We start from the raw sequence: 25852 nt of genomic DNA, 5'->3' as shown, positions 1-25852 counted from the left end.
TGTGAGAGCCTGGATTCTACCGGTGGCTGGCTCTCTGCCTCTCGTTTCAAGCGTTGCGCTTATTCTATGAATTCAGGGAGTAAAGAAACTTTATCATTTCATTTGTCGTTGCAACTTTTAGAAGGCAAATCGACTACTCTAGCGTAGCTGTCTTTGTGTTAATTTTAAAATTAGCTTCAATCAGTACTATTGAATATGGAGGCGAGTTTCAGTATTGTCATTCTAAACTGTTTAATCTCCAGTCAGTAAGGTGCGGACTTTTTCCACTCAGCGACCAACGGGTTGTCAGTGAGCCCAGGCTGCTCTATGTGTATTTGGGGAGAGGCTTGCGCTACCCGGTGCAATATGAGTATAGGCCTTCAGATTATGAGTTTCTCAAGGCTAACGAACGGCTTATCAGCAGCAATTGGCTTCAATAGAAAATATTGTTAGATACTCTGCGACGATTGATCCTATGGATTTTTTCAGGAGTACGAGGAGTCTTGTTAGGCCAAGTGACGACTTCATGCTGTGGTGTCGTGCGAATCACCGCCTCGTACGTACCGACCCTACCACCGTTCTTCCGATACACTGTCAATGCTTCTTTTGTCAGCAGAGCTTGCAGGGACCACCAGTGATCGGACGCCTTAATGTAATTAGTAATTTCGGGATCTATCCAGCCTGCTAGCCAAGTTATTTGGTTTGCGAGCAAACGGAGGCTGTTTACCGTTTGGCGTGGCCGGCGAGGTATAAAGCCCAGATTGCCATATGAGTCAAACTCCGGCGTTCTCCAGATCTGATCGTGATGGCCAATCCTATTTCGAACATCTCGTACTTGGCTAAGTAGATTAGCCAGTCGATCGACAAACGCCGCATCATCGTATGGCGTCGTAGCAAGGTCAGGGGCGTTTGGAAATGCTGTTGATAAAACGCTAGCCTGCATGCCAGCAGGGTGCGATTTATGCTTCAAGCCTTTGATAATCGTTTCCCAGAATCCGAAGGGAACCTTCGCGACAATGTCGTCAACAGTTGCATTCCCTTTTCCTTTCTTCTTTGCGATCTTCCCAACCGCGCCGAGTACATCCTCGTGGGTGTATCGTGTGAGCTTGTGCCAGTAGGTTGGCTCGGCAGGACTGGACGGGTTAGGTCTCGTTTTGAGCATCCACTCAAAGCTGTCCGCTCCGCTGTAGTACTGGGACAGGCCTCTATGCAGGGCATTGCGAAGGCTGACCTCGAGGTCGCCGAGGATCGGTAGGAGAGCGGCGCCGACTGCTTGCGTCCATGCGTAGCATCCAAAGAGATCGCTTTCACTCGTGGTAACGAAAAATGCGTCGAGGGTCTTGAGGCGCGGGGCGGTCAGGTGGAAATGCATAGAGTCCCTTGTCAACGTATCGGTTTTCTACTATCTTCACTCTCGAAACGTGGGTTTTCCGGAGTTCCGGTCGTGCCCGCGTACCCTGAGTAAGAACCCCGCCATGCTGCGGGGTTTTTGCTTTTTACGGGGCGAGAAAACCCAATCCCACCAATGAGTCATTCGCGTGAGCAGTATCATCGGCTGCTCGGAACCAGCCGCCACCGCTGGACACTGCGATCACTCCCTTCAATACTCCCGCTGATTCAAGCTTTAGGCCTTTGACGAAAATCCTACGTCTTCTGACTGGTCCAAGCAGTCAAATGGTCCCCATCTCACCTGCCGGAGCTACATTAGTGTATTGTGTAGCGCTACGCAATACAATATTTTGGAGCGAGCTCGACTCCGCAGCTCATACACCGAGGATTCACGATGCCGACCATCGATGTTCTACACCCTGGGATACGCATTAAGACAGAGGTCATCCCGTCCGGGATGTCAGTCACGAAGGCTGCCCAGCTTGTAGGCGTTGGGCGGCCTGCCTTATCGAACCTGCTCAATGGTAAGGCTGCTTTATCTGCGGAAATGGCTGCTCGACTAGAGAAGGCGTTTAAATTTCCGCTCAGGGACTTGATGGAGATGCAGGCTCAATACGATGCGTCGCGAGCCCAGCGAAAGGCAGCGCCTGATGATGCGGTGACCTATGTACCCCCATTCCTAGCGATTCAGGCTAATGCCATTGAAGGGTGGGTTTCCAACAGCATTCGAGCGCGGTCCCGCTTGGCCGTTTTCTTGCGCACGCTTGTGCACTCAACCGGCCGCGGGCTCACAAAAGTCGACTTTCCTGGCAATGACGATGCCGAGCGACCGGGGTGGGATGGTTTCGTTATAGCAGGCGAGGGGACACCTTGGATTCCAGTCGGTCGCTCCGGCTGGGAATTTGGAACCAATGAAGATCCCCGCTCTAAAGCAAGTGGCGACTTTGAGAAAAGCGTAGCTGCGCTCGAACAGAGAGAGCGTGCCGAAACGACGTTTGTGTTTGTTACCCCCCGCCGTTGGGCTGGGAAGGCTACCTGGGTCATTTCTAAGAAAGAGCTAAATCTGTGGAGGGATGTGCGTGCTTATGACGCGAGCGATCTTGAGCAATGGCTTGAGCAGTCTCTGCCTGCCCAAGCATGGTTCGCCAATGAGACATGTATCCCAGCACAGGCCGTTCGGTCGCTCGACAAATGCTGGGCAGACTGGGCCGAGGTCGCAGCGCCTCCTCTCACAGGTGCTCTGTTTAATTCTGCGATTGAGTCTGCAAAGCGCACAGTGATAAGTCGCTTATCCAATACGCCAGAGCGTCCAATTACTATCGCTGCAGATTCAACAGAAGAGGCTCTTGCATTTCTTGCCCAGTTACTTAGTGAATACGGCGCTGAAGAATTAGCTTCTTATCGAGATCGGGTTTTGGTATTTGATAAGCCTGATGTACTGCCTCGGCTCGCTTCAGGTAAACAAACGTTCATACCGGTCGTATACACTCGTGAGGTCGAGCGAGATCTTGCTCCCTTCGCAAAGTCTATGCACTCGTTTGTAATTTACCCTCGTAATGCCGCAGTAAAGATTCCTGATGTGATCTTGGAGCCGGCTAGCTATCAAGCGTTCAATACGGCCCTGGAAGGCATGGGCAAAAGTAGGGATGAAGTCACACAGCTTGCTAAAATCTCGGGCCGCTCTCTTACCGTTTTGCGAAGACGTCTCTCGTCCGTACAAGCAGTGCAGTTGCCAGAGTGGGCTGCGAACGTCCATATAGCAACCAAGCTTGTTCCATTTCTGCTCGTCGGGGCTTGGGATAGCCGGAACGACGCCGATAAGATAGGGCTCTCACTTCTCGCTGGTGAGCGCCCCTACGATGAGCTTGAAAAAGACTGTCAAAGCTTGGCAAAGCTTAACGACGCGCCGATCTGGTCGATAGGCACCGCCAGAGGAGTGGTTTCAAAGCTTGATCTGCTCTACGCAGCCGCTGACGGGATCATGGAAGTTGACCTAACTCGCTATTTCGAAATGGCACGCATGGTCCTAGGAGAGGACGACCCCGCTCTCGACTTTGATGAAGACCAGCGTTGGACTGCACCATATCATGGTAAGGTGCGCGAATTCTCGAGCATCTTCCGAGAAGGTATATCGGAAACTTTGGTTTTGCTCGCGGTTCACGGCGAAGAAGTGTTCAGGGGGCGCTTCGGCATTGATATTGAAACGGAGGTAATTCGGGTAGTTCGTGATTTGCTTCGGACTCCTTTAACGACACGAGCTTTAGAAGCTAATGATCGCGACCTTCCGACTTATGCAGAAGCAGCTCCAGATGAATTTCTATCTATATTGGAGCGGGACCTTCGATCGGAGAGTCCTGCGGTATTTGAACTTCTGAGGCCAGTCAGTCCTGGCTTGCTAGGCGGTAGCCCAAGTCGAACGGGATTGTTGTGGGCGCTTGAGGGTCTGTCATGGAATCCCGCTACCTTACACCGTGCTGCCTTTATTCTCGCACGGCTCGCGCAGATAGAGATTAAGGACAACTGGCTCAACAAGCCCGCAAATTCGCTGCGCTCGATTTTTCGAGCATGGATGCCTCAGACCGCGGCAAGTCTACCCCAACGTGTGGATTTGATTAAGAAACTAGCTTTGAAGTTTCCTGATGTCGCATGGAAGATTTGTATCGCTCAGTTTGAGAATCACAGCCAAGTTGGCGACTACAGTCACAAGCCGCGATGGCGCGCTGATGGTTATGGGTACGGCGAGCCCCTTCCTACGTGGGGTCCGATTCGAGAGTTTGTACGCGAGGTAGTTGAACTCTCTTTGAGCTGGGCGGATTACACCTTGGAAATGCTCAGTGATTTAGTCGATCGCCTGCAAGCGCTGAGTAACGAGGACCAGGCTAGAGTATGGAAGTTAATTGAGAGTTGGGCAAAGGCTGAGGCAAGTGACGCTGACAAGGCAGTGATGCGCGAGAAAATTCGAGTTTCAACACTGTCGCGTCGTGCGGTTCTACGTGCGAAGAGGACTGGTGTTGACGACAGTTTAAACGCAGCAGGAAAAGCCGCCTATAACGCGCTTGAGCCGAGCGATCTAGTTAATAAGTATTTGTGGCTGTTCCGAAATGCTTGGGTCGAGGAATCTGCTGACGAATTACAAAATATTGAAGAGTCTAACTACCGTGAGCGTGAAAAGCGCATCAACGATCAGAGAACAGAAGCGTTACGCGAAGTATTCATGCAATGTGGTTTTTCCGGAATTTTAAAATTGTCCGAACAAGGAGGAGCTCCTTGGGTGATTGGTTCGCTTGCCGCTGGCTCCGTGCTGTCGGAATCGGAGTTGGTCGAATTGCTTCGACTTGCACTTGATCCGATCCTCATCGGTGAGAGTGAGGTCCATTCTCAGAAGAACCTCATCGGTGGTGCAATTCGAGCTATCACGGATGACGTTCAGCGCGAAACTATCTTGCTTAAAGTCATCTCTGGTGTGTCTGAGGAGGGTATGGTTGATCTATTCTTGCTTGCCCCGTTTGGTAAAGGAACTTGGAAGCTAGTTGATACCCTTGGAGAGCGTGCTCAGTTACGTTACTGGGGTGAGGTGGCGCCGGAATGGCTGCATGGCACAGAATCGGAGAGGAGCGAAGCTGTCGAACGCTTGTTAAATGCCGAAAGACCTCGCGCAGCGTTTTCGTGCATTCGATATGAGATAGCTAAAATTGACGGAATGGTAATTTACAAACTGTTGTCAGAGATGGCAAAAGGTGGTAGAGATCTGCCTGATCAGTACATGCTAGAGCATTACCACGTAGAAGAAGCGTTCAATCAGTTAGATCGGTCTTCATCTATATCTCTTGAGCAAATGGCTAGCTTGGAGTTCGCATATATAGATGTATTAGGACAACCCTGGGGCAGGTCCGAAGCTTCCAAGGTTCCCAATCTTGAAAAATACATTGAGCAGCATCCTGAATTATACGTTCAGGCAATTTGCTGGATGTACAAACGAGCGGATGGCGCGACCGACCCTGCTGAGTTTCAAATCACGCCAGATCGCATAGGCGAAATGGCCAAGCGCGGTTACAGGTTGCTAGAGGCCATACACCGCCTGCCTGGACAGGATGATTTCGGCGAGGTTGATGAAGTGCGTCTTGCGAAATGGATAGAGGCGGTCCGCCAGTCGTGTAACGAACTGAGCCGTGGAGACATTTCGGATGTTTGCATTGGGAAGCTCCTTTCGCATGCACCAGTGGGAAAAGATGGCATCTGGCCGTGCACGCCTGTTCGTAACGTGATTGAAGATATTCAGTCTGAGCCAATGATGGAGGGGGCGCATACAGGAGTATACAACTCTCGGGGCGCACATTTTCGTGGTGAGGGGGGCGAGCAAGAACGCGAACTCGCTACTAGGTATCGAACTTGGAGCGAGGCTCTACAGTTTTCGCATCCATTTGTTGCTTCGAAGTTACTTATGAACTTGGCTAGAACTTACGATCATGAAGCGATTCGAGAGGACAATCAAGCAGGTATTCGTCGCCGCTTACACTGATGAATATGGAGCAGTTCATCATGACCGAGATCTTGACTAGCGAGTCGATGATGAACTGTTTAACTGGTTGGGTTGGAATGGATGTCCCGCCGGTCGACGAGCATGATGTGTTTGAGTGTCGTTGGATTTAACGCGAGGCTGCGGCGGTTACCATGGATATGGGGCTGTTGCCCCTTGCTCGCCCATTATTGGCCAAGCTCTGACTGCATGGTCTCCTGAAGCGCTTAACATCCAGCCTATAGGTGACTTCCATCCCCGCTCTGAGCGATGATCCGGAATGGTCGTACACGAGAGGACGAACATGGACGAAAGGATCTTGCAGCTAATCGGTGATGCTCAGTTCGAGCGTTGCCTCTATGAAGCTGCGATGTTTAATCTCGAAGACCGCAGGAACAGGCTGCGCTTTCATAACTTCGCCTTTGCTATGCGCGAGCTGGTGGGTCACACGCTGAAGCGCCTTGCTCCAGACGCCGAGGTGAAAAAGTGCATATGGTGGCAGCGGAAGGCAGAAGGCGTTGTCCCGGAGGTAACCCGAGTCGAGCGGTGTGTGTATGCAACGCAGGGCGGGCTTTCCAACCACTACATGCGAACAAAGCTCCGGTTGGACTTCGCTCAGGAGTTTGAGGAGCTTCGAGATGCCGTAGTCCGTTTGAACGGATACGTCCACATCACACCAGAAGTTTTCCTGTTGGAAGAAGACGACATCGAGCGCCTCACACTAGAAACAATCGAAGCCGTGGCCGGACTGATGGCCTGCATCCAGGAGTGTAGAACAGCCGTCGGGGATCGTTTATCGCATGCGATCAATGATGCGACGGTACAGCAGATAGTTGGGGAAAGTTTGGACGCTGTAGATGAGCTAGCCACACACTATTCCCTTGAAGAAATCTATGTGAACTCGCATGAGGTTACCAGTATCACCTCAGAGACCGTGCATATCAGGGTAAGCGGTAGCATAGGGGTAACACTGCAGTGGGGATCTAACTCCGATCTCAGAAGGGGCGATGGAGCCGAACTGGATGAGTCGTTCGATTACACCTGCGAATTGACTTGCGAAGCGGCAAATCCGAATCCTGAGGCGCTAGAGTTCGTCGAAGACTCTTTGATGGTAGACACGGGCGGCTGGCTCGATCAAGAGGAGGATTGGATCGACTCTGCGGCGAGCACATCCGAAGACTATGAATCTCTCGATGCGTCGGGCATTCGATCGGACTTCTAGACTCAGTAATTTAAACAACGCCCTGTCCATAGGTATCCACCATCAAGGGCGGTTATGGGGCCGAACGCAGGACGTTCAAGCATGCTGATCCGCCCTGCATCAAATGGCTTGGCTACGTGTTGTGAAACCATCTCAATTGGCGCTATCGTCTTTTCCAGTCAACTGATCCAACACATTAGCACCACTCTTAAACGCCGACGCAAAGATTGCTCTATTTTTCGCCATAAAAATGCTTGCATCCTCAGCATGTTTTTCGTCAAGGCCTGGTACATTTTTAATGAGAACGGCAGTTAAAATCTCTGCCAATTCAAGCATTTGATCATGTGCATCAGCTAATTTTCGATCCAAAAAAACTTTCTCCAAATCGCGAGTGCTTCGGTACAAGACTTCTACTGCCATAATCGGCCTCTCAAAATTTATGGTCTACCCAACAACTTGTGGCAGTGCTCTGAAAAAATAATCAATACCTAAGGGAGTAGTAAATGTACACCCTTGATCGCTAACATCTGTACATGTACTTCGGAAAACCTATCTAAAGGACCACAGGTGTACTTACATAACTGACTGATTTAAATGTCCTTTAAACGTAGACTGCACAGTCTGGTGTGGCATCGTTACACTCGCACTGTCCGATAAATCATGAACAAACGCTCCAGATCTCGGCTGCTGCGGTATACCACTTCGACGGCCATTTACCACCTCATATGCCTTCACGATAAGTTGTCTTACGAATACTGTGTTTTTATACAGCCAAAAGCATAAGCCAATCATCGCCCTTTGAATAGCGACTTTTTGACTCTAGCTGCAAATGGCAGGGGACGTGTCTAATCGCGGCTGGCCATCATCTCACTGGCGGTGACTGGCCTTTTTTCTGCATGCAGAAAGCGTCACGTTCATCGCGGATGATCCGTTTTAATCGACTCAAGGAGCTGCATCGTGAGAGTAAACAAAGCTGAGAAGCTACGTCGCCGGGTCCATGAGCTGGCCGAATCGATGGGCAATTTGTTCGTTGAAACCTTCCACTACCTGGCCTTGTTCGCCATTGGTGCAGTCACTGCCTGGGCGGCGGTGATGGAATTTCTGCAGATGGTGGAGAAGGGCAACATCAGCATCGACGACATTCTGCTGCTGTTTATCTACCTGGAACTGGGGGCGATGGTCGGGATTTATTTCAAGACCAACCACCCTATATCTAACATTTTTCTCCAACGGATGATCTTCATAAAAACCTATAAAAATCATTGGCTTATGGCGTAGGATTTTCCCTTTTTTGTTCTAAATTGCTGTGTTAATTTTTTTCTGCCGATTTCGGCGTGTGTTGGGAGAGAAGGTATGAAATGGGCGGATCGGATGCGCGTTAGGGTTCATGCTGGGGCAAACAGCCTTGGGAACCTCGGGGTTGAGTTGTTCCACTACCTTGCGCTTTTTGCGATTGGGGCGATCACAGTCTACGCAGGCATCACCACCTTCATTGACATGCTTCATCAAGACAAAATCAGCGTCGATGACATTTTGTTGCTGTTCATCTATCTCGAGCTTCTGGCTATGAGCGGAATTTATTTCCGCACAAATCACATGCCATTGCGGTTCCTGCTCTACATCGGGGTAACGGCTCTGATCCGACTGCTGATTAGCGATGTGTCGCATCACAAATCCCCGGATGAAGGGATTCTTTACCTCACAGGTGGCGTGGTGCTGCTTTCCATTTCGATTCTGGTCGTGCGATATGCCTCGGCACGTTTCCCTTCCGTGAAAGAAAATGCCCAAACAGAATGACCAGCGACTGATCTGGTGGCAAAAAGCCTTAAGGAAGGCGAAACACTCTATGGCCGAGGCTGAAGACGTGTAAGACTCTCATTTTTGGACCGTCTTCAACCTTGAATTGTTCATAGGTTTGATTTGGCTGGTTTGTATTTGAATTTACGTGATCCCCATTCGCAAATTAATTGATCACCTACAGCACAACTCACCGTATGGTTTCAGATGACAGAAAAATCCTGAGAGCAGATTCAGGAGGCCGGAGCCTCCTGTGTGATATCAGACGCTTCCACCTACACCTTTAAACTTATCAATAAAAGCGGATACCTTCTGGAAAACGGTTTTTTTCTTAGATTTGTATTGTGGGTTCAGCGGACTGAGCTTTGGTAACGTTTCATTCAGTGCCGTGCCGTTTTCCGAGGCGTATTCTCGCTTGAGAGAGCTTCTGATGTAGCGCCGTGCTGCATCCTCATTCAGGCTCTCCTCTTTGATTAGGGCGTCGGCCTCGCGCTGCTGAGCCTGCTGTGCAAAGGTATAGAAAGCTTCAATGACGCCCTCTTTGGACGGTATGTTATCGAGATTGGTCTGCTCGATAAAATCTACCATCAGTTCCTCTTTCGCACGGTTCCCCAAACTGGCGCGAATTAAGCGCTTAACTTCATCTTTCAGCGTCTCTTTATCCGCACTATTTCGGTGATGGTCGTAAATCAGCCCCAGAATGTAATCGAGGTTAATCTCCTGAGACTTAAGCAAATCCACCTCAAAGACAACATCATCCCAGTCAACAGTGTTTTTATCCTTGGTGTTAGCGTCACGTTCGCGACGTTGCCACTCGCGGATATCGTTGTAGCTGGATCGATAATCCTGAATTTTACGCTCAGCAGGTAAGCGCACAGTCTGGAGCGCGGCGAAAGCCTCATCATCCAAATAATGTCCGTTTTTAAACGTCTCCACGGCTACCGGGTCGCTGAGGTCAATAGTTTGCAGAGCTTTCAGCGTGGTAAATTCATCGTAGTTTTGCAGGACGTTCTCTGCCCGAAGATATTCACCAAACAGCTTAACGAAGGCTTTCTTCTCATTTTCGGATTCAATGTCTGCGGGTTTCGGAAAGCAGTTTTCCAACTCGCTCACGATATCCATGAAGCCACGTCGCGCCTCTCCGGTAAGCGTGTCTGTGAAGCCTTCCATATACTCGTTATAACTTTTTTCCATTACCACGCTTCGGGTGTTACTTTTACCAAATAGGGTGATGGCATCCACAGTGGCCTGTTCTAAATCACGGAAGGTCACAATGTTCCCGAAGGTTTTGGTGGAGTTGTAAATACGGTTAGTGCGAGAGAACGCTTGCATCAGTCCGTGGTAACGCAGGTTCTTGTCAACAAATAAGGTATTTAGTGTCGGTGCATCAAATCCTGTCAGGAACATTCCGACCACAATCAGCAGATCTACTTCCTGTTTTTTGACACGCTCAGACAAGTCACGATAGTAGTTCTGGAAGTTATTACCATCTGTGCTGTAGTTGGTCTTGAACGTGGCGTTATAGTCCGCCATAGCCGATTCCAGAAACTCCCGCGCACTGCTGTTCATCGCCGTGACATCAAACCCTTCATCATTGATATCACCGACAGCATCCTGCTCCTCATTCGCCGCAAATGAAAAGATAGTCGCTACCTTCAACGGCTTGTAGCTTTTATCCTGTTCAATAGCCGCCTGCTGGATGACTCTAAACGCTTCATAGTAGGCTTTGGCTGCATCCACACTGCTGACGGCAAACATGGCATTAAAGCCTGTTGCACCAGAGAAAGCCCGGTGTGTTTTTTGACGGAAATTCTTAAGGATGTAATGCGTGACCTCGCTGATACGCATAGGATGCAGTAAAGCGTGTTTATTCTCGGCGGCGCTGAGTTTCTTTTCGTCTGTTTCTGTTTCCAGCTCTTTGAACTTCGGGCGGACGTCGTTGTAGTCAACTTTAAACTTCAGTACTTTTTCATCACGAATGGCATCAGTGATAATGTAGGAGTGCAATTCCGCACCGAAAACGCTGGCGGTGCCTTCATCCCCTAACGCATTTTTACCGACAAATATTGGCGTGCCGGTAAAACCAAACTGATAGAAACGTTTGAATTTCTTTTTTAGGTTCTTCTGGGCTTCACCGAATTGACTGCGGTGACACTCATCGAAAATAAACACCACCTGTTTGTGATAGACCGGTAAATCGGCTTCACTTTTCATTAGATTGTTCAGCTTCTGGATAGTTGTGACAATGATTTTATTGTCATCTTTATCCAGATTACGCTTCAGTCCAGCGGTGCTGTCAGAGCCATTTACGCTGTCAGGCGAAAAACGTTGATATTCCTTCATTGTCTGATAATCGAGGTCTTTACGGTCAACCACAAAGAAGACTTTATCAATAAAGTCCAGCTCTGTTGCCAGTCGAGCGGCTTTAAAGCTGGTCAGCGTTTTACCAGAGCCGGTGGTGTGCCAGATAAAACCGCCACCATCTTTACCACTCCAGCTTTTTGCCTGATAAGCCCCGTTGATTTTCCACAAAATCCGCTCCGTCGCCGCTATCTGATAAGGGCGCATGATCAGCAGGTTATTGCTGATATCAAACACGGTGTAATTAAACAGAATGTTCAGTAGGGTATTTTTCTGAAAGAAAGTGGCAGTGAAGTCTTTAAGGTCTTTAATCAGGGTGTTATCAGACCGTGCCCAGTTCATGGTGAAATCGAAGCTGTTTTTGTCCCGCTTGGTCGTATTGGCAAAGTAACGGGTGTCTGTTCCGTTTGAAATCACGAAGACCTGCAAATACTTGAACAGGGAGTTCTCTGTATTAAAGCTTTCTTTGCTGTAGCGGTGTATTTGGTTAAACGCTTCCCGAATCGCCACGCCACGTTTTTTCAGCTCGATTTGCACCAGTGGCAAACCGTTAACCAGCACAGTGACATCATAGCGGTTAGCATGTGTCCCTGTTTGCTCAAACTGCTGGATGATCTGCACCTTATTACGGACAAGGTTTTTCTTGTCAATCAGGTAGATATTTTCCAGTCGTCCGTCATCAAAGGTAAAGTCACAGATGTAATCAGTGTGAATTTTACGGGTCTTATCGACTATCGTATCGCTCGGATTATCCAGATACTGCTCGGTAAAGCGTCGCCATTCCCCTTCGTTAAATACCACCTGATTCAGCGCCTGAAGCTGCACCCTGACATTCGCCAGCATTGCCAACTGGGAGGTCAACTCAGGCACAAACTCATAGCCCTGATTGCGTAAATCCTGAATCAGCTCACGCTCTAACTCGGACTCGCTCTGGTAACGATCACCGGCTTCCCATTCTGTGACGTATTTATCCAGCACGATGAAATTATTGGATTCGGCAATGGTTTTGGTCTGCTGCGTCATACTGCTCCCTGCTGTCGTTATGCTGCGAAGGATGAAGCGGTGATGCCCCTACACTGAACATCGGGCTATAGCAATGCAAACAGCCCTACCAGTCAAATGTTCTCACTGGCAGGGGCGCTTCTGTCATTTTGTTACGGATTCTGGTTTTGGGAAGCTGAACAGCAAGTCACGGTAGTATTCGTATTGTTTTTGGCGAAGCTCGATTTCACGCGGTAAGCCTTCGGAGATGGAGTTGGTTAGTGTTTCGAATTTATCCAGAATCCTGATGATTTCTGACTGGATGGCGAGGGACTTTTCAGGATTGTTGGGGCAAGGGATGGCGATTAGACACTCCTTTACCTTAGCATCAGATATTGCTGGATAAGCTGAGCCACTTTGATTTTCTTCAACATAAGTTTTAAAGCTACTTGTTGAAATCCAGTGATAAATCCATCTTGGTAGAACTTTTTTTTGGTTTGCGCGTAAAACACAGTAACCAGTGCTCGCTACTTCGCCTGAATACTGTTCATCTATTAAGCAAAAACGTTGTTGGGTCGGCCTCGTTGTTGCAAAAATTACATCGTTTTTTTCAATATTTTTTTGTGCTCGGCTTGGAGCATTTTTTGAACTGACTTCTTTTGCATCAGTGATTGTTTTTGTTTTGATATCAACTGAGGTCAGGTCGATATAACGATAGGTCCGTGTTACATTCCGCCAATTTATATTATTAGTTCGCGAAACAACCTCACCAATAGGTATCCACTCAATCTCAGCCCCATCCAGCAACTTTTCCAGATATGGCGCCCGCTCATCCTCAAAACTCAGCAACTGGTCACGATAGTAGTTGTACTGTTTTTTGCGAGCGGTAAGCTCAGCGGTAAGCTCAGCGGTAAGCTCAGCGGTAAGAGCGGTAAATGTATCCAGAATCCTGACGATTTCTGACTGGATAGCGAGGGACTTTTCAGGATTGCTGGGGCAAGGGATGGGGACTGGAATGTCAATTAGCTGCCCCTTGGTTAACTTAGCTCTCCCTCCGCCGGTAAGAAACGGAATGAAATTAACAATGCACAGATAGTGAAACAAGTATCTGGAATCAACAGCCCAGTTACCACGAATTACATGCACATGGTTGTTTGCCCAGAATTTACCAGCCACATATTGAATAGAGTAATTTTCCAAGCTTGCAGAACCATCTTCTGCAATCAATACATATTCACCATCATGAGTATGCCCGTCGACATAATCCTGAATATTATTAGCTCCATAATATGGCGTTTTACCTACAACTCGCAGAGAAGCCTTTACTGGTTTTCTTCCACTATTTGCTATTTCAAAAAATGAAGCATCACCAAGCAGTTTCCACTCAACCCCAGCTCCATCCAGCAGCTTTTCCAGATAATTCAGCTCGCTCATACCTGCACCTCGCTACCTTCAATCTCCGCCACAATCGTATCAATGTCGGTGCGTAACTGGTCTATTTTGGCGACGGTCTTTTTCAGCTCAGCGTTCAGCTCGGTGATGTTGACGATTTCGCGGGTGTCTTTGGCTTCCACGTAGCTGCTGACTGATAGATTGTAGTCATTAGCGGCAATAGCTTCAGCGGTCACAGATTTTGCCAGATAGTCCGTATCGGCTTTACTATCGAATACCGCCATGATTTCTGCAATTTGCACATCAGTCAGGACGTTGTTGTTAGTTTCTTTCTTAAACAGACCGCTGGCGTCGATAAATTGCACTTTGGTGTCGGTCTTATGCTTTGACAGCACAAGGATATACACCGCAATCGTGGTGCCGAAGAACAGATTAGGTGCCAATGAAATCACAGTTTCCACGTAGTTATTGTCTACCAGATACTGACGAATTTTCTGCTCTGCACCACCGCGATAGAAAATACCGGGGAAGCAGACGATAGCGGCGCGGCCTTTGGATGACAGATAGTTAAGCGCATGGAGAACAAAAGCAAAGTCAGCCTTGGATTTAGGTGCCAAAACGCCAGCAGGTGCAAATCGGTCATCGTTAATCAGCGTAGGATCATCGCTTCCAATCCACTTCACCGAGTAAGGTGGGTTAGAAACGATAGCATCAAACGGCTTATCATCTTTGAACTCAGGTGCCAGCAAAGTGTTGCCCAGCTTGATATTGAATTTGTCGTAGTTAATGTTGTGCAGGAACATGTTCATACGCGCAAGGTTGAATGTCGTATGATTAATCTCCTGTCCAAAAAAACCATCTTCGATGATGTGGTTATCAAAGTGCTTCTTCGCCTGAAGCAGTAACGAGCCAGAGCCTGCTGCTGGGTCGTAGATTTTATTGACGTGCTTCTGCCCGTGCATCGCAAGCTGAGCAATCAACTTAGAAACATGCTGAGGCGTAAAGAACTCACCACCTGACTTACCTGCATTAGCTGCATAGTTGGAAATCAGGAACTCGTATGCATCCCCGAACAGGTCAATCTGATGTTCGACGAAGTTGCCGAGTTTTAATCCTTCCACGCCTTTCAATACTGCTGACAGTCGGCTGTTCTTATCTTTAACCGTATTACCAAGCCGGTTGCTGGTTGTATCGAAGTCAGCAAACAGACCTTTAATGTCGGGCTCAGACGGATAACCGTAAGCCGAACTCTCAATCGCCACAAAGATACTATTCAGGTCGGCGTTCAGCCTGTCATTGGTGTTGGCTTTCGCCGCCACATTACTGAACAACTGACTGGGGTAGATAAAGTAACCTTTGGTTCTGACAGCATCATCTTTAATATCATAAGTAATGACACTATCATCCAGCTCAGCGTATTTTACGCTGTTATCACCCGCTTCAATATAACTGGAAAAGTTTTCACTGATAAAGCGATAGAACAGCGCTCCCAACACGTATTGCTTAAAATCCCATCCATCCACGGAGCCGCGAACATCATTGGCAATAGCCCATATTTGGCGATGTAGTTCAGCGCGTTGCTGCAGACTGGTCATTGGTTTTCCTTCAAAATTTAATGAGCTGCTTATCGACAGGGAAGCGGGTTGATAGATAGCAGGGGTTCGACTGTTATTATAGCGCAGCCACCTGTATGCCTGCATGTGTTTTTTTGTTGCTTGGAGATACGCAGTGCAAATAAAAAAGGCCGGCACTCAGCAGAGTTATTCCTACGGTCGTGGCGACATTAGGAGGAAAAATAAAAAAAACGCTGTAAAATCAAAAAAAGCTTTCGGCGATATAGCAAAAAATATTTTATGAAGTCTGGGGCAGGCAATATTATTTGTTATCATTGAACTCTGTAGCCAGTAAATCTGATACTCTGTGAGTTGATTAGGGAAGCTCTGAAAAAGCCCACTTCTTGACGAGATCCTGCTCTGGAAGCTCCGTATTTACTGGGCTTGGTTTTCCGATAAGGGGCTTTTTCAGACCATCCTTAGCCGTCTGAAATCTTGTCAGTTTTTTCGTGCAACTGCATTGGCTATTAATTTAAAACTTTTGAGGATGAGGCGCTAATTTTCAATTTAACGAATATCAAGCACTTGCGGTTGGTGGGGGAAATACAAGCAGGCATTGCACGTTCACTTGATATCTCGCCTGCCGTTGAGATTTACGTCATATGAGGGCGGATAGCTTTATTAATAAATCTTATCTTTTCAATAATCGAGGTTAGTCATCTGGTGTGGCTTGGTGTGCGTTCGCTGATATATATATGTAATCTAAATAAGCCGAGGCTGCACCACTTTGCACTGTAATGGTTCGTGATGGTGGTGGAGTCAGGTTACGGTTTGAGACAAGACCAACCACATGCCCGTGCGCTTCCTGATTTACGTGGCGATCACGGCGCTGACCCGTTTGCTGATTTCCAACGTCTCGCACCACAACCCGCCAGACATGGGCGTGGTGTACCTGACCGGGGCGATTCTGCTGCTGGCGTTTGCGATTCTGGTGGTGCGCTATGCGTCCTCGCAGTTCCCGTCAGTGAAGATCGAAAACCCGCATCGCAAGACCGGCGCCGGTTCTGGCGAGCACCCGGAGGTGGAGAAGGGCGAATTGTAATCTGGCGTTTTTGCACCACAAAAAAGGGCGGGCTTACCGAAGTAAGCCCGCCCTTTTTTAGTGCGCCCTTGGCGCTGAATCAGCTGTTGAGTGCGGCCTGTTCTTTTTCCAGGAATTCTTCTTCGAGCAAAGCGTCAGCACTGGTTTTGTGCTCTTTCTCTCCGAACCCCTCAACGGGCAGTTTTGCAGTGGGTTTACTCTTTAGCTTGCCGAACAAATGCTCCAGAGCGTGCTGCAGTTTGGTCGCAGCGCCTTCAACGGCGAGTGTCAGTTCATTAGCGTCGTGGGATACCAGAATCGGTTGGTGACCTTTTGGACGAGCCTCCATTTTGCAGCGTTTGTCTTTTGGACCGGACTTGCCGCCATTCTCATCGGTGACATGCACGATGACTCGAGTCAGGTCTAACAAGTAACGCTCGAGCGTAACTTCAACTGTAGCTGTCACCCAATTCTGGGTGCGTGCGTCAACAGCGATGTTTTTATCGGAAAAGACTTCAGTTTGCATAATGCTTCCCTTATCTAGCGTGCTCGTGTGAGTTGTGACGGCCTCGCGACTCAAAGGTTCATCGTCAGCGCTCACCTACAGTGTTTGAGCCGATGAGCAAATATTTCAAGCACTATTTTCAGGAACAATCATTGGCCCTGATCCGCGTCAGTCTTTGACAGGGGCAAAGGCCCGCATGGGCGGGCCATGGCCGATTTATATCAAAATGCAACAGAGGTCTGGACGTACACGGTGCGAGGTTCGCCCACGTATTTGCCCTTGTTGTTGTCGTCAAATGAGCGTGTGTAGTACTCGTGGTTGAAGATGTTTTTAACTCCGACGGCAACGTTCAGGTCAGACAGTTGATGGCCGAAATCGTAGCCAACGCGGGTGTTGAACAGCATGTAGCCGGGGATCAGGCCGGTGCTGCCGTCAGCGCTTTCAGTGCGGGTGTTGGCGTTGTCAGCGAACTGGTTGCTCTGGAAGGTGCTGTCCAGATTGGCCTTCCACGGGCCTTGGGTGTAAGCAACGCCAAGGCTGCCTTTGTTTTTCGAGGAGAACGGCACGCGATTGCCTTTGTTCGGCCCATCTTCGCGGATGGTCGCGTCAACATAGGCGTAGGTGGCATACACGTCGAAACCGGCCAATTCAGGGCTCAAGCCTTCGAGCGCATAGTTGACGCTGGCTTCGATGCCTTGATGGCGGGTTTTACCCCGGGCGATCACGGTGTCGGTGGTCTGGTTGCTGTCGTATTGATTGTTGAAGTTGATCAGAAATGCGCCGATCTCCGCGCGCAGGTTGCCATTGTCGTAGCGTGTGCCCAGTTCCCAGGTGCGGGCTTTTTCAGGTTTTACTTCGCCGCCAGTGACCCGGTTCGGCATCTGGCTGTACTGCACACTGCCGAATGAACCTTCGGTGTTGGCGTAAATATTCCAGCTGTCGGTGACGTGGTACATCACGTTGAGTGCAGGCAGCGGCGTGTTGTAATCGCCTTTATATTTCACGTGGGTCAGCAGATTGGTTTGCTGCTGTTCGATCATTTCGTAGCGAATGCCGGGCGTGAATGTCCACTTGCCGATATCGATTTTGTCGTCGATGAAAAAGGCGTGCGCTTCGGTGGCGCCGCGGGTGTCGCGGTCGTTGCGGCTGCTGGTGGTCGGTAGTTGGTTGTCAGCGATAGGCGTGCGGTAGCGCAACTCGTGCCCGGCTTCGTTGATGTAGCGATAGCCCACGCCCACTTCGTGCACGCTGCTGCCCAGGTCAAAGCCTTGGGCCAGGCGCGTTTCAACCCCGCGCACCCAGTACTCGCGGGGTGACAGCGAGAGGAAGGTGCCTTGATCCAGATACCCGCTGCGCAGGGTTTTGGTGAAGAAGCTGTTCACCGTGAATTCGCGGCGGTCTTCCTGGTAGCGATAACCAAAATTAACCAGCGTGCGACGGCCCCAGAACTTGTCGTTCGGGCGGGTCGATTGATACGGGTCAGCCTTGTAAGCCGCGGTGCTCAGGCCGCCCGGCATTTGCGCCTCGCCGTCGTAGTACTGAGCCATGGCGTTGAAGCTGTTGGCTTCGTCGAGTTGGTAGTTGCCCTTGAGAATCAGGTCATCGATGCGCGTGTCGCTGTGTTCGCGCCAGTCGCTGCCACGGGTTCCGGAGTAGAGCACGGCGCCGCCCAGGCCATTGTCGGCCGTGCCGCCTGCCAGCAGGTTGGCGGTTTTCTTGAAGCCGTCCTGGGTGGACGACGGGCTGGTTTCGGTCTGAACGCCCACTTTGACCGTCGGCTCCACGGGAATCGCGCGGGTCACAAAGTTGACGATGCCGCCCACGTTTTGTGGGCCATAACGCACGGCACCGCCGCCGCGCACCACATCCACCGCGTCCATGTTGCCCATGCTTACCGGGGCAAAAGACAACTGAGGCTGACCGTACGGCGCAAACGGCACCGGAATGCCGTCCATCAACACCGTCGAGCGCGTAGCCAGACGCGGGTTGAGGCCGCGTATGCCGAAGTTGAGGGCCATGTCATGGCTGCCGGTACCGTTGTTTTCCGGGGCGTTGACGCCGGGGATGCGGTTGAGCACCTCGCGGGCAGATGTGGCGCCCTGGCGTTCGAACTCTTCGCGGCGGATCACGTCACGGGCGCCCGGATGCTCGAACACATTGATTTGCTCGGCATCGCCCAGCCAGTCACCGACCACGCTGGAGGCGCCCAGTTCGATACTCTGCGGGGCGTTAGCAGCGGGTGCCGGTTGCAGGCTAAAGGCCCCTTCGCCTTCAGAACGGGCTTGCAGGCCAGTGCCTTCGAGTAACGTTTGCAAGCCTTGCTCCGGGTTGAAGTTACCTTCAAGACCGTGGCTTTGCAGGCCACTGGCGGCGGCCGAACTGAACGAAATCAGCACCCCGGCTTCACGTCCAAACTGATTCAGCGCGTTTTCCAGGGAGGAGGGCGCGATGTGATAGTGCTTGGCGTCAGCCTCGGCAACGGCGTTGAAGCTGAGGCTGGCACCCAGTAACACACTGGCCAGGGACGTAAGACGGAACGGCTGAGCGGGCATGAAAAAGTCCTGAGAAGAAGGGATAAATCGAAGTGGCTTACCTTCTCTGTCACGCCAGATTTGAAAACAGCTCACGTTTTTTGAAATAAGCACACATCGTGTAGGAGCGAGCTTGCCTCGCGATCTTTTGATCTTTAAAAAGATCGCGAGGCAAGCTCGCTCCTACAGGGGGCTACGCACGTGCCTCGACTGTCACCCAGTATCGGGTAAAGCGTCTGACCCGCACCGGCAGGCTGATTTCCAGCAGGCTTAGGATCCGCTCGCTCTCGTCTATCGGGTAAGTGCCGGAGATCAGCAGCTCAGCGACTTTAGGGTCGCAATTGAGTTGGCCGCGGCGGTAGCGGCCCAGTTCGGCCAGAAAGTCTTGCAGGCGCATATGTGCGGCCACCAACATGCCGTCAGTCCAGGCGCCGCTGCCAGCGTCCAGCGCCTGCGGAGTGCTCCAGGCCAAGCGGTTAAAGCTCACCTGCTGATGGGCGTTTACCCACAACGGGCTGCCGGTGTGATCGGCCGGTGACAGCGCGACCCGGCCATCAAACACGGCCAGTTCGGTGCGGTTATTGAATTGGCGCAGGTTCAGGCGCGCGGCCTGCGGCTGCAACAGGCCATTGGCGGTGAGCACCTGCATAGGCCGAGGATCTTTAGCGGCAATCAGTTGTATCTCGCCCTCCAGCAGGCGAATCACCCGCTGCTGGGCGTTGAAGTTCACATCTACCGAACTGGCGGTGTTGAGCTGGATCAGGCTGCCGTCTTGTAACTGCACTTTGCGACGCTGGCCGACCGGGCTGCTGTAATCCGCCAGCAGCGGGGTGATCGGCAATTGGTCGCGCAGGCTGTAGGTCAGTGCCGAGCCCGCGCCCAACAACAGCAACAGCTTGAGGGCGTGGCGACGGCTGCTGTTTTTCGGCGCGTTCAACGCGGCGTGGGCCAGGGGCGAGGACAACCCGCGCAAGCGTTGGTTGACCCGCTGAATATGCTCCCAGGCGCGTTGGTGTTCGCTGTGGGCCTTGAGCCAATGCTCCCAGGCTTGCTGGCGCCGGGGGCTGAGCGCGCCGCCCTGCATTTCCACCAGCCAGCTCACCGCTTGCTCGGCGACCCCCGGGGTAATGTCTGGCGGGTTGTTGAAGGCGCCGTTCACAGGGCGAAGTAGCAGCGCAGGGCGGCTTTGTTCAGGTGGCGTTTAACCGTGGCAATTGAAATACCCAGTTGCGCGCCGATCTCGGCATAGCTCAGGCCATCGACCTGTGCCAGCAAAAAGGCACGCTTGACCGGCGAGGGCAGGCCGTCGAGCAATTGATCCAGCTCGGCGAGGGTTTGCAGAATGATGGCTTTGTCTTCTTCAGACGGCACCAGCGTCTCGGGTAGCTCCGCCAGCGCCTGCAAATAGGCGCGCTCCAGCTCCTGGCGACGATAGTGGTTAAACAGCACGCGCTTGGCGACCACGGTCAAAAATGCCCGGGGTTCGGCAATGGTCGGTGTTTCACGGGCGGTCAGCAGCCGCATAAAGGTGTCTTGCGCCAGATCGGCAGCGCCTTGCGGGCAACCCAGCTTGCGCCGCAGCCAGGCGGTGAGCCAGCTGTGGTGGTCCTGATAGAGAACCTCGACGGTGTTTGACGGGGGCAACGACCACTCCAGCTGCGCAGAAGACGCTTTAGAGAACAAGAATTGTTCGCATTGTAGTGGCGAGGGATTGGATTGAGCAATCACCCTTGATCAAAGGATTCAGCACAGCCCGTCATCTGCTTTTGCATATGAGAATATTTATCATTAATATCCGCCTTCTTTTTGACTTCCCGCCTCGACGCCCATGAACCCTCCCGAACTCAAGGATGGACCTGGCAGTGAATCGCGCCATGGACGTGCGCATTTTCTGCAGGTGTTTTTATCCCAGCGCCCACAAATGGAAGCGCTGGTCAGCCGCCGCGTGGGCTGCCGGGCCACGGCCGCCGATCTGGTTCAGGATTTGTTTTTGCGGTTCTGGCGTCGGCCCTTGGTTCAGGTCGAGGAACTGGGCACTTATTTGCTGCGTTGCGCGGGCAACATCGCTATCGACCATCTGCGCAGCGAAGGCAGCCGCGACCGGCTCAACCAGCATTGGCAGGCCGAGCCTGACGCCCAAGGCTGTGAGCCGCAGGCGGCGCTGGAGGCGGGCAATGATTTGCGCCAGGTCGAGGCGGCCTTGCGCAGTCTGCCAGAGCGCACCCGGCACATCTTTTTGCTCAATCGCATTCATGGCCGCACTTATGCCGAGATCGCCAAGGTCACGGGCGTGTCCCAAAGTGCCGTCGAAAAACATATGATGCGCGCCCTAGAGGCCTGCAAGGCCAGCTTGCGAGAGCCGCCAGGGACAGCATCGTGACTCAACATTCGAAGATCCAGGTGACACCCGAGCAGGAGCGCACCGCGCTGCAATGGCTGAGCGTGCTGCATGATCAGCCCGACAGCGGCGACCAGGCCACCTTCAGCCGCTGGCTGCAAGCAGACCCGGCCCATGCTGAGGCCTACGCGCAGGCGCAAGTGGTGTGGGAACTGAGCGAAGTGGCGGGTAACACCTTGGCCAATGAAGAAGCGCTGGTGTTGCAGCGCTACCTGTCGCAGATGAACGTCAGCCGTCGTCATCGCCTGGCACGCTGGTCCAGCGGCCTGGCCGTGGCTGCCTGCCTGTTGCTGATGGTGGGAGTGTTCGCCGGTTGGCAGCCCATGCGCTGGCTAAATGATCTGGGGGCCGATTACGTCAGTGCGCCGGGGCAAGTTCGAACCCTGACCCTGGCCGATCAATCCGAAGTGACGCTGGGCGCCGACAGCGCCATTGCCGTGAGCTTCAGTGGCAACGAGCGACATGTCGAATTGCGCCGGGGCGTGGCGTTTTTTCACGTCACCCACACCGGCCAGCCATTTGTGGTGGATGCCGACGGCGGCGAAGCACGGGTGTTGGGCACCGAGTTTGAGGTTCGTTTACAGCCTGGCGGCGCGCAGGTCACGGTGTTGTCCGGGCGGGTCGGGGTCAAGGCGGACCAACAGGCGCCGCAGCAGATTCTGACTGCCGATCAACAAGTGGCCTACGCCGCAGGCACGGCAGACACCGTGCACCGCGTCGACAGCCTTGCACAACTGGGCTGGCGCACGGGCTGGCTGACGTACTACAAAACCCCGCTGGCCGATGTCGTGGCCGACCTCAAGCGTTATTACCCCGGGCAGATTGTGCTGCTGAATGCGCAGTTGGGTGAACGGCGTATCAGCGGCAGCTTCCCCAGCCAGGACCCGCAAACAGTGATTAATTCTCTGCAAGGCGTGCTCGGGTTTGAACAGCACAACCTGTTCGGGAAGGTGATTGTTCTGCGCTGATTACCGGACTTTTCTCTCAAACCAAAGCGGCGTGGTTTGCTTGTGAAAGCCGATTCACAAGCCTAGCCTGAGTGCATCTGGTTCACCCCCTTCATCGGCCCGGCAACGACAGTGAATCAGGTACGGATTAGACTCATGAACATTCACCCGGAGGGCTCCCCCATGAGCGCTAAACATACGCACTGTGTTGCAGAGTCCGACGCTAAAAAGGTCGAAACCCAAGAGCAGGCGGCCAGTTATGACCGTTGGTTTCACGCCAAGGTACAAGCCGCGCTGGATGATCCGGGCCCCGGTGTCCCGCACGATCAAGTAATGGCCGATATGCGGGCGCTTATTGAATCGAAGCGCAACACGAACAGTGCGGATTGAATGGCGGCCCGAGGCTCGGGCTGACCTCATGAAAATTATTGACTACATCGCCGACCATAACTTTGCCGCAGCGGTTGAACTGACCCTGGCCATTGAAGCTGCGACTTCTGCTCTGCCAGCAAACCCTCACCTGTATCGGTTTGGCCGGATGCCCGGCACTCGTGAAATCGTCGTGCGGCCTAATTATCTGGTGATCTACCGAGTAACGGACCAGATCGATATTTTGGCTGTGCTACATGCTCGTCAGAAATACCCTTGAGGGTATGCAGAGGAGATTTAAAATTATTTTTCAACAACAGGTGAGGTAAACCCTGAGCCCATCCGTGTAGTGCTTGAAAATGCGAAAAATTCGTATTCCGTAACAAGTCATACACAGGTCATGAGCATGAAGTCCAGGGCAAGGTCGGCGGCAGGCGGTTCGGTAAAGCAGTGGATGGGCGCGTCTGCGCTGGTGATGGCAGGTCTGGCACTCAGCCCGTTGAGCGTGGCGTTGGCACAAGACGTTGCGCAGCAGCAACCCGTGGCGCTGTTTGATTTCAATCTGCCGGCCAAGGCATTGCCCCAAGCATTAAACGATTTCAGCCGCTTGACCGGCCTCAGTGTGGTCTACACCGACGAGGCGCCCTTTGGTCTGCAAGCACCGGCCATTAAAGGTCGCCTGAGTGCAGATCAGGCCTTGCAACAGCTGCTGGCGCATTCGGGCTTCAACGTCCGCCGCATTGACGCCACCACCTACGCCCTTGAGCCGCAGCCGACCGGGGATGCGCTGAATCTGGGGGCGACCAGCATTACCTCGCAGATGCAAAACGACACCACCTATCAGCCTCCCGCCACGTCATCGGTGATGCGCGGCACGGGTTCGTCCATGGAAACCCCGCAAACCATCAACGTGGTGCCCGCGCAGGTGATTCGCGATCAGGCGCCGCGCAACCTCGATGACGCGTTGAACAACATCAGCGGCATCACCCAGGGCAATACTCTGGGCAGCACCCAGGACTCGGTGATGAAGCGCGGTTTTGGTGACAACCGCGACGGCTCGATCATGCGCGACGGCATGCCCATCGTGCAGGGGCGGGCGCTGAATGCCACCGCTGAGCGGGTCGAGGTGCTCAAAGGCCCGGCTTCGTTGCTCTACGGCATTCAAGACCCGGGTGGCGTGGTCAACGTGGTCAGCAAAAAACCGTTGCTGGAGCAGTACAACGCCGTGACCGTGCGCGGTTCGAGCTATGGCTCGGGTAAAAACGGCAGCGGTGGCAGCCTGGACAGTACTGGCCCTTTGGGTGATTCGGGGCTGGCTTACCGGATGATCGTCGACCACGAAGACGAAGATTACTGGCGCAACTTTGGCGTGCACCGCGAAACCCTCGTGGCGCCGTCGCTGGCTTGGTACGGCGACAACACTCAAGTGTTAATGGCCTACGAACACCGCGAATTCCTCTCGCCGTTTGACCGTGGCACGGCGATCAACCCTGCGACCAACCATCCGCTGGACATCCCGGCCACTCGCCGTCTGGATGAGCCTTTCAACAACATGGAAGGACGTTCGGACCTGTACCGCTTTGAAGTCGATCATGACCTCAACGACGACTGGAAAGCCCACTTCGGCTACAGCTGGAACCGCGAAACCTACGACGCCAGCCAAGTGCGTGTGACCAAGGTCAACTCGGACGGTACCCTGACTCGCAGCATGGACGGCACCAAGGGCGCCCTCACCACCGACCGTTTTTCCACGGTCAGCCTGCAAGGCAAGGTTCAGGCGGCGGGTATGCAGCATGACCTGGTGTTTGGCCTGGATGACGAATACCGCAAAATCTACCGGGCTGAATTGATCCGCCAAAACAGCAAGTCCACCTTCAGCTACCTCAATCCGGTGTACGGCAATGAAGTGGCGGGCACCACGGTCAGCGCCAAGGACAGCAACCAGACCGACCTGTTGCGCAGCGATTCGTTATTTGCCCAAGACTCCATTCACCTCACCGATCAATGGATTCTGGTGGCGGGTGCGCGTTTCCAGAAGTACGACCAATTGGCGGGTAAAGCCATCCCGTTCAAAGCCAGTACGGATACCAACGGGGTTAAATGGATTCCGCGTGCCGGGCTGGTGTACCGCTACACCGATGAGTTGTCGTTCTACGGCAGCTACACCGAATCGTTCAAGCCCAACTCCAGCATCGCCCCGCTGGATGGCGGCGTGGTACTCGACTCGGCCATTGCTCCTGAGCAGTCCAAGTCGTGGGAGTTGGGCGCCAAGCTGGACATTCCGGGACGCATTACCGGCACGGTGGCGTTGTACGACATTAAAAAACGCAACGTACTGGTGTCGACAACCGTGGGCGCAGACACTGTTTACTCGACGGCGGGCCAGGTTCGCTCACGCGGCCTGGAACTGGACGTCACCGGCCAGTTAAGTGACAACTGGAGCCTGATTGGCAGCTACGCCTACACCGATGCTGAAGTGACCAAAGACAACACCTACCAAGGCATGCGCTTGCAGAACGTGGCCAAAAACAGCGGCTCGGTGTCGGCAGTGTATGACTTCGGCAGCATCATTGGCGGTGACAAGTTGCGGGTCGGCGCGGGTGCCCGTTATGTGGGCGAACGGGCGGGCGATGCCCTGAACGACTTCGACCTGCCGTCGTACACCGTGGCCGATGCCTTTGCCACCTACGACACCCGCATTGAAGGGCAAAAGGTCAAATTCCAGTTCAACGTCAAAAACCTGTTTGACCGCACCTACTACACCTCGGCGGCCAGCCGTACCTTCGTCTCGATCGGAGATTCGCGCCAGTTCACCCTGTCCAGCACCCTGGAGTTTTAAACCCGCAGGCTAT

At 52.4% G+C, this 25852-nt stretch carries 17 protein-coding genes and 2 pseudogenes; 10 read left to right on the top strand and 9 right to left on the bottom strand.

Annotated elements, in window-relative coordinates:
• Positions 1–412: 412 nt before the first annotated feature.
• Positions 413–1351, bottom strand: a complete 939-nt coding sequence (locus GHO41_RS13150; RefSeq protein WP_153433787.1) for an Abi family protein — start codon at positions 1349–1351, stop codon at positions 413–415.
• A 411-nt stretch (positions 1352–1762) separates the two neighbouring features.
• Here GHO41_RS13150 and GHO41_RS13145 point away from each other — a divergent pair, with 411 nt between their 5' ends.
• Both GHO41_RS13145 and GHO41_RS13140 read left to right on the top strand, forming a co-directional pair.
• Complete coding sequence (locus tag GHO41_RS13145) at positions 1763–5887, top strand: HigA family addiction module antitoxin (protein WP_153433786.1); 4125 nt, start codon at positions 1763–1765, stop codon at positions 5885–5887.
• Positions 5888–6188: 301 nt separating this feature from the next.
• Positions 6189–7106, top strand: a complete 918-nt coding sequence (locus tag GHO41_RS13140; RefSeq protein ID WP_153433785.1) for a hypothetical protein — start codon at positions 6189–6191, stop codon at positions 7104–7106.
• 132 nt (positions 7107–7238) lie between these two features.
• On the opposite strand, the gene GHO41_RS13135 is transcribed toward GHO41_RS13140, so the two are convergent.
• Positions 7239–7505, bottom strand: a complete 267-nt coding sequence (locus tag GHO41_RS13135) for a YebG family protein (protein ID WP_153433784.1) — start codon at positions 7503–7505, stop codon at positions 7239–7241.
• A 537-nt stretch (positions 7506–8042) separates the two neighbouring features.
• Here GHO41_RS13135 and GHO41_RS13130 point away from each other — a divergent pair.
• Together GHO41_RS13130 and GHO41_RS13125 are read left to right on the top strand one after the other, a co-directional pair.
• Positions 8043–8291 (top strand): annotated as a pseudogene (locus GHO41_RS13130) (phosphate-starvation-inducible PsiE family protein); the annotation flags it as partial.
• 147 nt (positions 8292–8438) lie between these two features.
• On the top strand, positions 8439–8882 hold the full coding sequence (locus tag GHO41_RS13125; protein ID WP_153376153.1) for a phosphate-starvation-inducible protein PsiE: 444 nt from the start codon (positions 8439–8441) through the stop codon (positions 8880–8882).
• 261 nt (positions 8883–9143) lie between these two features.
• On the opposite strand, the gene GHO41_RS13120 is transcribed toward GHO41_RS13125, so the two are convergent.
• The 3 genes from GHO41_RS13120 to GHO41_RS13110 form a co-directional block, all read right to left on the bottom strand.
• Entirely contained in the window at positions 9144–12266 is a 3123-nt protein-coding gene (locus tag GHO41_RS13120; protein ID WP_153376151.1) for an HsdR family type I site-specific deoxyribonuclease, read from the bottom strand.
• Positions 12267–12389: 123 nt separating this feature from the next.
• Positions 12390–13658, bottom strand: coding sequence for a restriction endonuclease subunit S (locus tag GHO41_RS13115; RefSeq protein ID WP_153376149.1), 1269 nt, complete (start codon positions 13656–13658; stop codon positions 12390–12392).
• Positions 13655–15211 carry a type I restriction-modification system subunit M gene (locus GHO41_RS13110; RefSeq protein ID WP_153376147.1) on the bottom strand — a complete coding sequence of 519 codons (1557 nt, stop codon included), beginning with the start codon at positions 15209–15211 and terminating at the stop codon, positions 13655–13657. Before GHO41_RS13110 ends, GHO41_RS13115 begins: the two co-directional genes overlap by 4 nt.
• 796 nt (positions 15212–16007) lie before the next feature.
• Here GHO41_RS13110 and GHO41_RS13105 point away from each other — a divergent pair.
• Positions 16008–16271, top strand: a pseudogene (locus GHO41_RS13105) (phosphate-starvation-inducible protein PsiE); the annotation flags it as partial.
• Positions 16272–16350: 79 nt separating this feature from the next.
• Here GHO41_RS13105 and GHO41_RS13100 read toward each other — a convergent pair.
• The 4 genes from GHO41_RS13100 to GHO41_RS13085 form a co-directional block, all read right to left on the bottom strand.
• Positions 16351–16776: an HPF/RaiA family ribosome-associated protein gene (locus tag GHO41_RS13100; protein WP_048368279.1), complete on the bottom strand. Its 426-nt coding sequence runs from the start codon at positions 16774–16776 to the stop codon at positions 16351–16353.
• A 200-nt stretch (positions 16777–16976) separates the two neighbouring features.
• Positions 16977–19307 carry a TonB-dependent Fe(3+) dicitrate receptor FecA gene (gene fecA / locus GHO41_RS13095; RefSeq protein ID WP_153433783.1) on the bottom strand — a complete coding sequence of 777 codons (2331 nt, stop codon included), beginning with the start codon at positions 19305–19307 and terminating at the stop codon, positions 16977–16979.
• Between the two features lie 172 nt (positions 19308–19479).
• Positions 19480–20445: a FecR domain-containing protein gene (locus GHO41_RS13090; RefSeq protein WP_371928911.1), complete on the bottom strand. Its 966-nt coding sequence runs from the start codon at positions 20443–20445 to the stop codon at positions 19480–19482.
• Positions 20442–20930, bottom strand: a complete 489-nt coding sequence (locus GHO41_RS13085) for a sigma-70 family RNA polymerase sigma factor (protein WP_048368275.1) — start codon at positions 20928–20930, stop codon at positions 20442–20444. Before GHO41_RS13085 ends, GHO41_RS13090 begins: the two co-directional genes overlap by 4 nt.
• A gap of 184 nt (positions 20931–21114) precedes the next feature.
• Between GHO41_RS13085 and GHO41_RS13080 the strand changes: the two genes are divergently transcribed.
• From GHO41_RS13080 to GHO41_RS13060, 5 genes are all read left to right on the top strand, one after another.
• The gene (locus GHO41_RS13080; RefSeq protein WP_123749644.1) at positions 21115–21666 is read left to right on the top strand and encodes an RNA polymerase sigma factor; all 552 of its coding nucleotides are present in this window, start codon (positions 21115–21117) and stop codon (positions 21664–21666) included.
• Positions 21663–22652, top strand: a complete 990-nt coding sequence (locus tag GHO41_RS13075) for a FecR domain-containing protein (RefSeq protein WP_371928910.1) — start codon at positions 21663–21665, stop codon at positions 22650–22652. Before GHO41_RS13080 ends, GHO41_RS13075 begins: the two co-directional genes overlap by 4 nt.
• 162 nt (positions 22653–22814) lie before the next feature.
• Positions 22815–23021, top strand: coding sequence for an antitoxin (locus GHO41_RS13070; protein ID WP_153433788.1), 207 nt, complete (start codon positions 22815–22817; stop codon positions 23019–23021).
• Positions 23011–23280, top strand: coding sequence for a type II toxin-antitoxin system RelE/ParE family toxin (locus tag GHO41_RS13065; RefSeq protein ID WP_371928909.1), 270 nt, complete (start codon positions 23011–23013; stop codon positions 23278–23280). Before GHO41_RS13070 ends, GHO41_RS13065 begins: the two co-directional genes overlap by 11 nt.
• Positions 23281–23406: 126 nt before the next feature.
• Positions 23407–25839, top strand: coding sequence for a TonB-dependent receptor (locus GHO41_RS13060; RefSeq protein ID WP_153433779.1), 2433 nt, complete (start codon positions 23407–23409; stop codon positions 25837–25839).
• The last annotated feature ends 13 nt before the right edge of the window (positions 25840–25852 follow it).

Source organism: Pseudomonas sp. FSL R10-0399 (assembly GCF_009600165.1).
GTDB classification, from domain to species: Bacteria; Pseudomonadota; Gammaproteobacteria; order Pseudomonadales; family Pseudomonadaceae; genus Aquipseudomonas; species Aquipseudomonas helleri.
This window is presented reverse-complemented; position numbering and strand designations above follow the sequence as displayed.

Bases quoted from the DNA above. Each gene is read 5' to 3' on its own strand.
- GHO41_RS13150 (WP_153433787.1), bottom strand. From the start codon at position 1,351: ATGCATTTCCACCTGACCGCCCCGCGCCTCAAGACCCTCGACGCATTT.
- GHO41_RS13145 (WP_153433786.1), top strand. From the start codon at position 1,763: ATGCCGACCATCGATGTTCTACACCCTGGGATACGCATTAAGACAGAG.
- GHO41_RS13140 (WP_153433785.1), top strand. From the start codon at position 6,189: ATGGACGAAAGGATCTTGCAGCTAATCGGTGATGCTCAGTTCGAGCGT.
- GHO41_RS13135 (WP_153433784.1), bottom strand. From the start codon at position 7,505: ATGGCAGTAGAAGTCTTGTACCGAAGCACTCGCGATTTGGAGAAAGTT.
- GHO41_RS13125 (WP_153376153.1), top strand. From the start codon at position 8,439: ATGAAATGGGCGGATCGGATGCGCGTTAGGGTTCATGCTGGGGCAAAC.
- GHO41_RS13120 (WP_153376151.1), bottom strand. From the start codon at position 12,266: ATGACGCAGCAGACCAAAACCATTGCCGAATCCAATAATTTCATCGTG.
- GHO41_RS13115 (WP_153376149.1), bottom strand. From the start codon at position 13,658: ATGAGCGAGCTGAATTATCTGGAAAAGCTGCTGGATGGAGCTGGGGTT.
- GHO41_RS13110 (WP_153376147.1), bottom strand. From the start codon at position 15,211: ATGACCAGTCTGCAGCAACGCGCTGAACTACATCGCCAAATATGGGCT.
- GHO41_RS13100 (WP_048368279.1), bottom strand. From the start codon at position 16,776: ATGCAAACTGAAGTCTTTTCCGATAAAAACATCGCTGTTGACGCACGC.
- fecA (WP_153433783.1), bottom strand. From the start codon at position 19,307: ATGCCCGCTCAGCCGTTCCGTCTTACGTCCCTGGCCAGTGTGTTACTG.
- GHO41_RS13080 (WP_123749644.1), top strand. From the start codon at position 21,115: ATGAACCCTCCCGAACTCAAGGATGGACCTGGCAGTGAATCGCGCCAT.
- GHO41_RS13070 (WP_153433788.1), top strand. From the start codon at position 22,815: ATGAGCGCTAAACATACGCACTGTGTTGCAGAGTCCGACGCTAAAAAG.
- GHO41_RS13060 (WP_153433779.1), top strand. From the start codon at position 23,407: ATGAAGTCCAGGGCAAGGTCGGCGGCAGGCGGTTCGGTAAAGCAGTGG.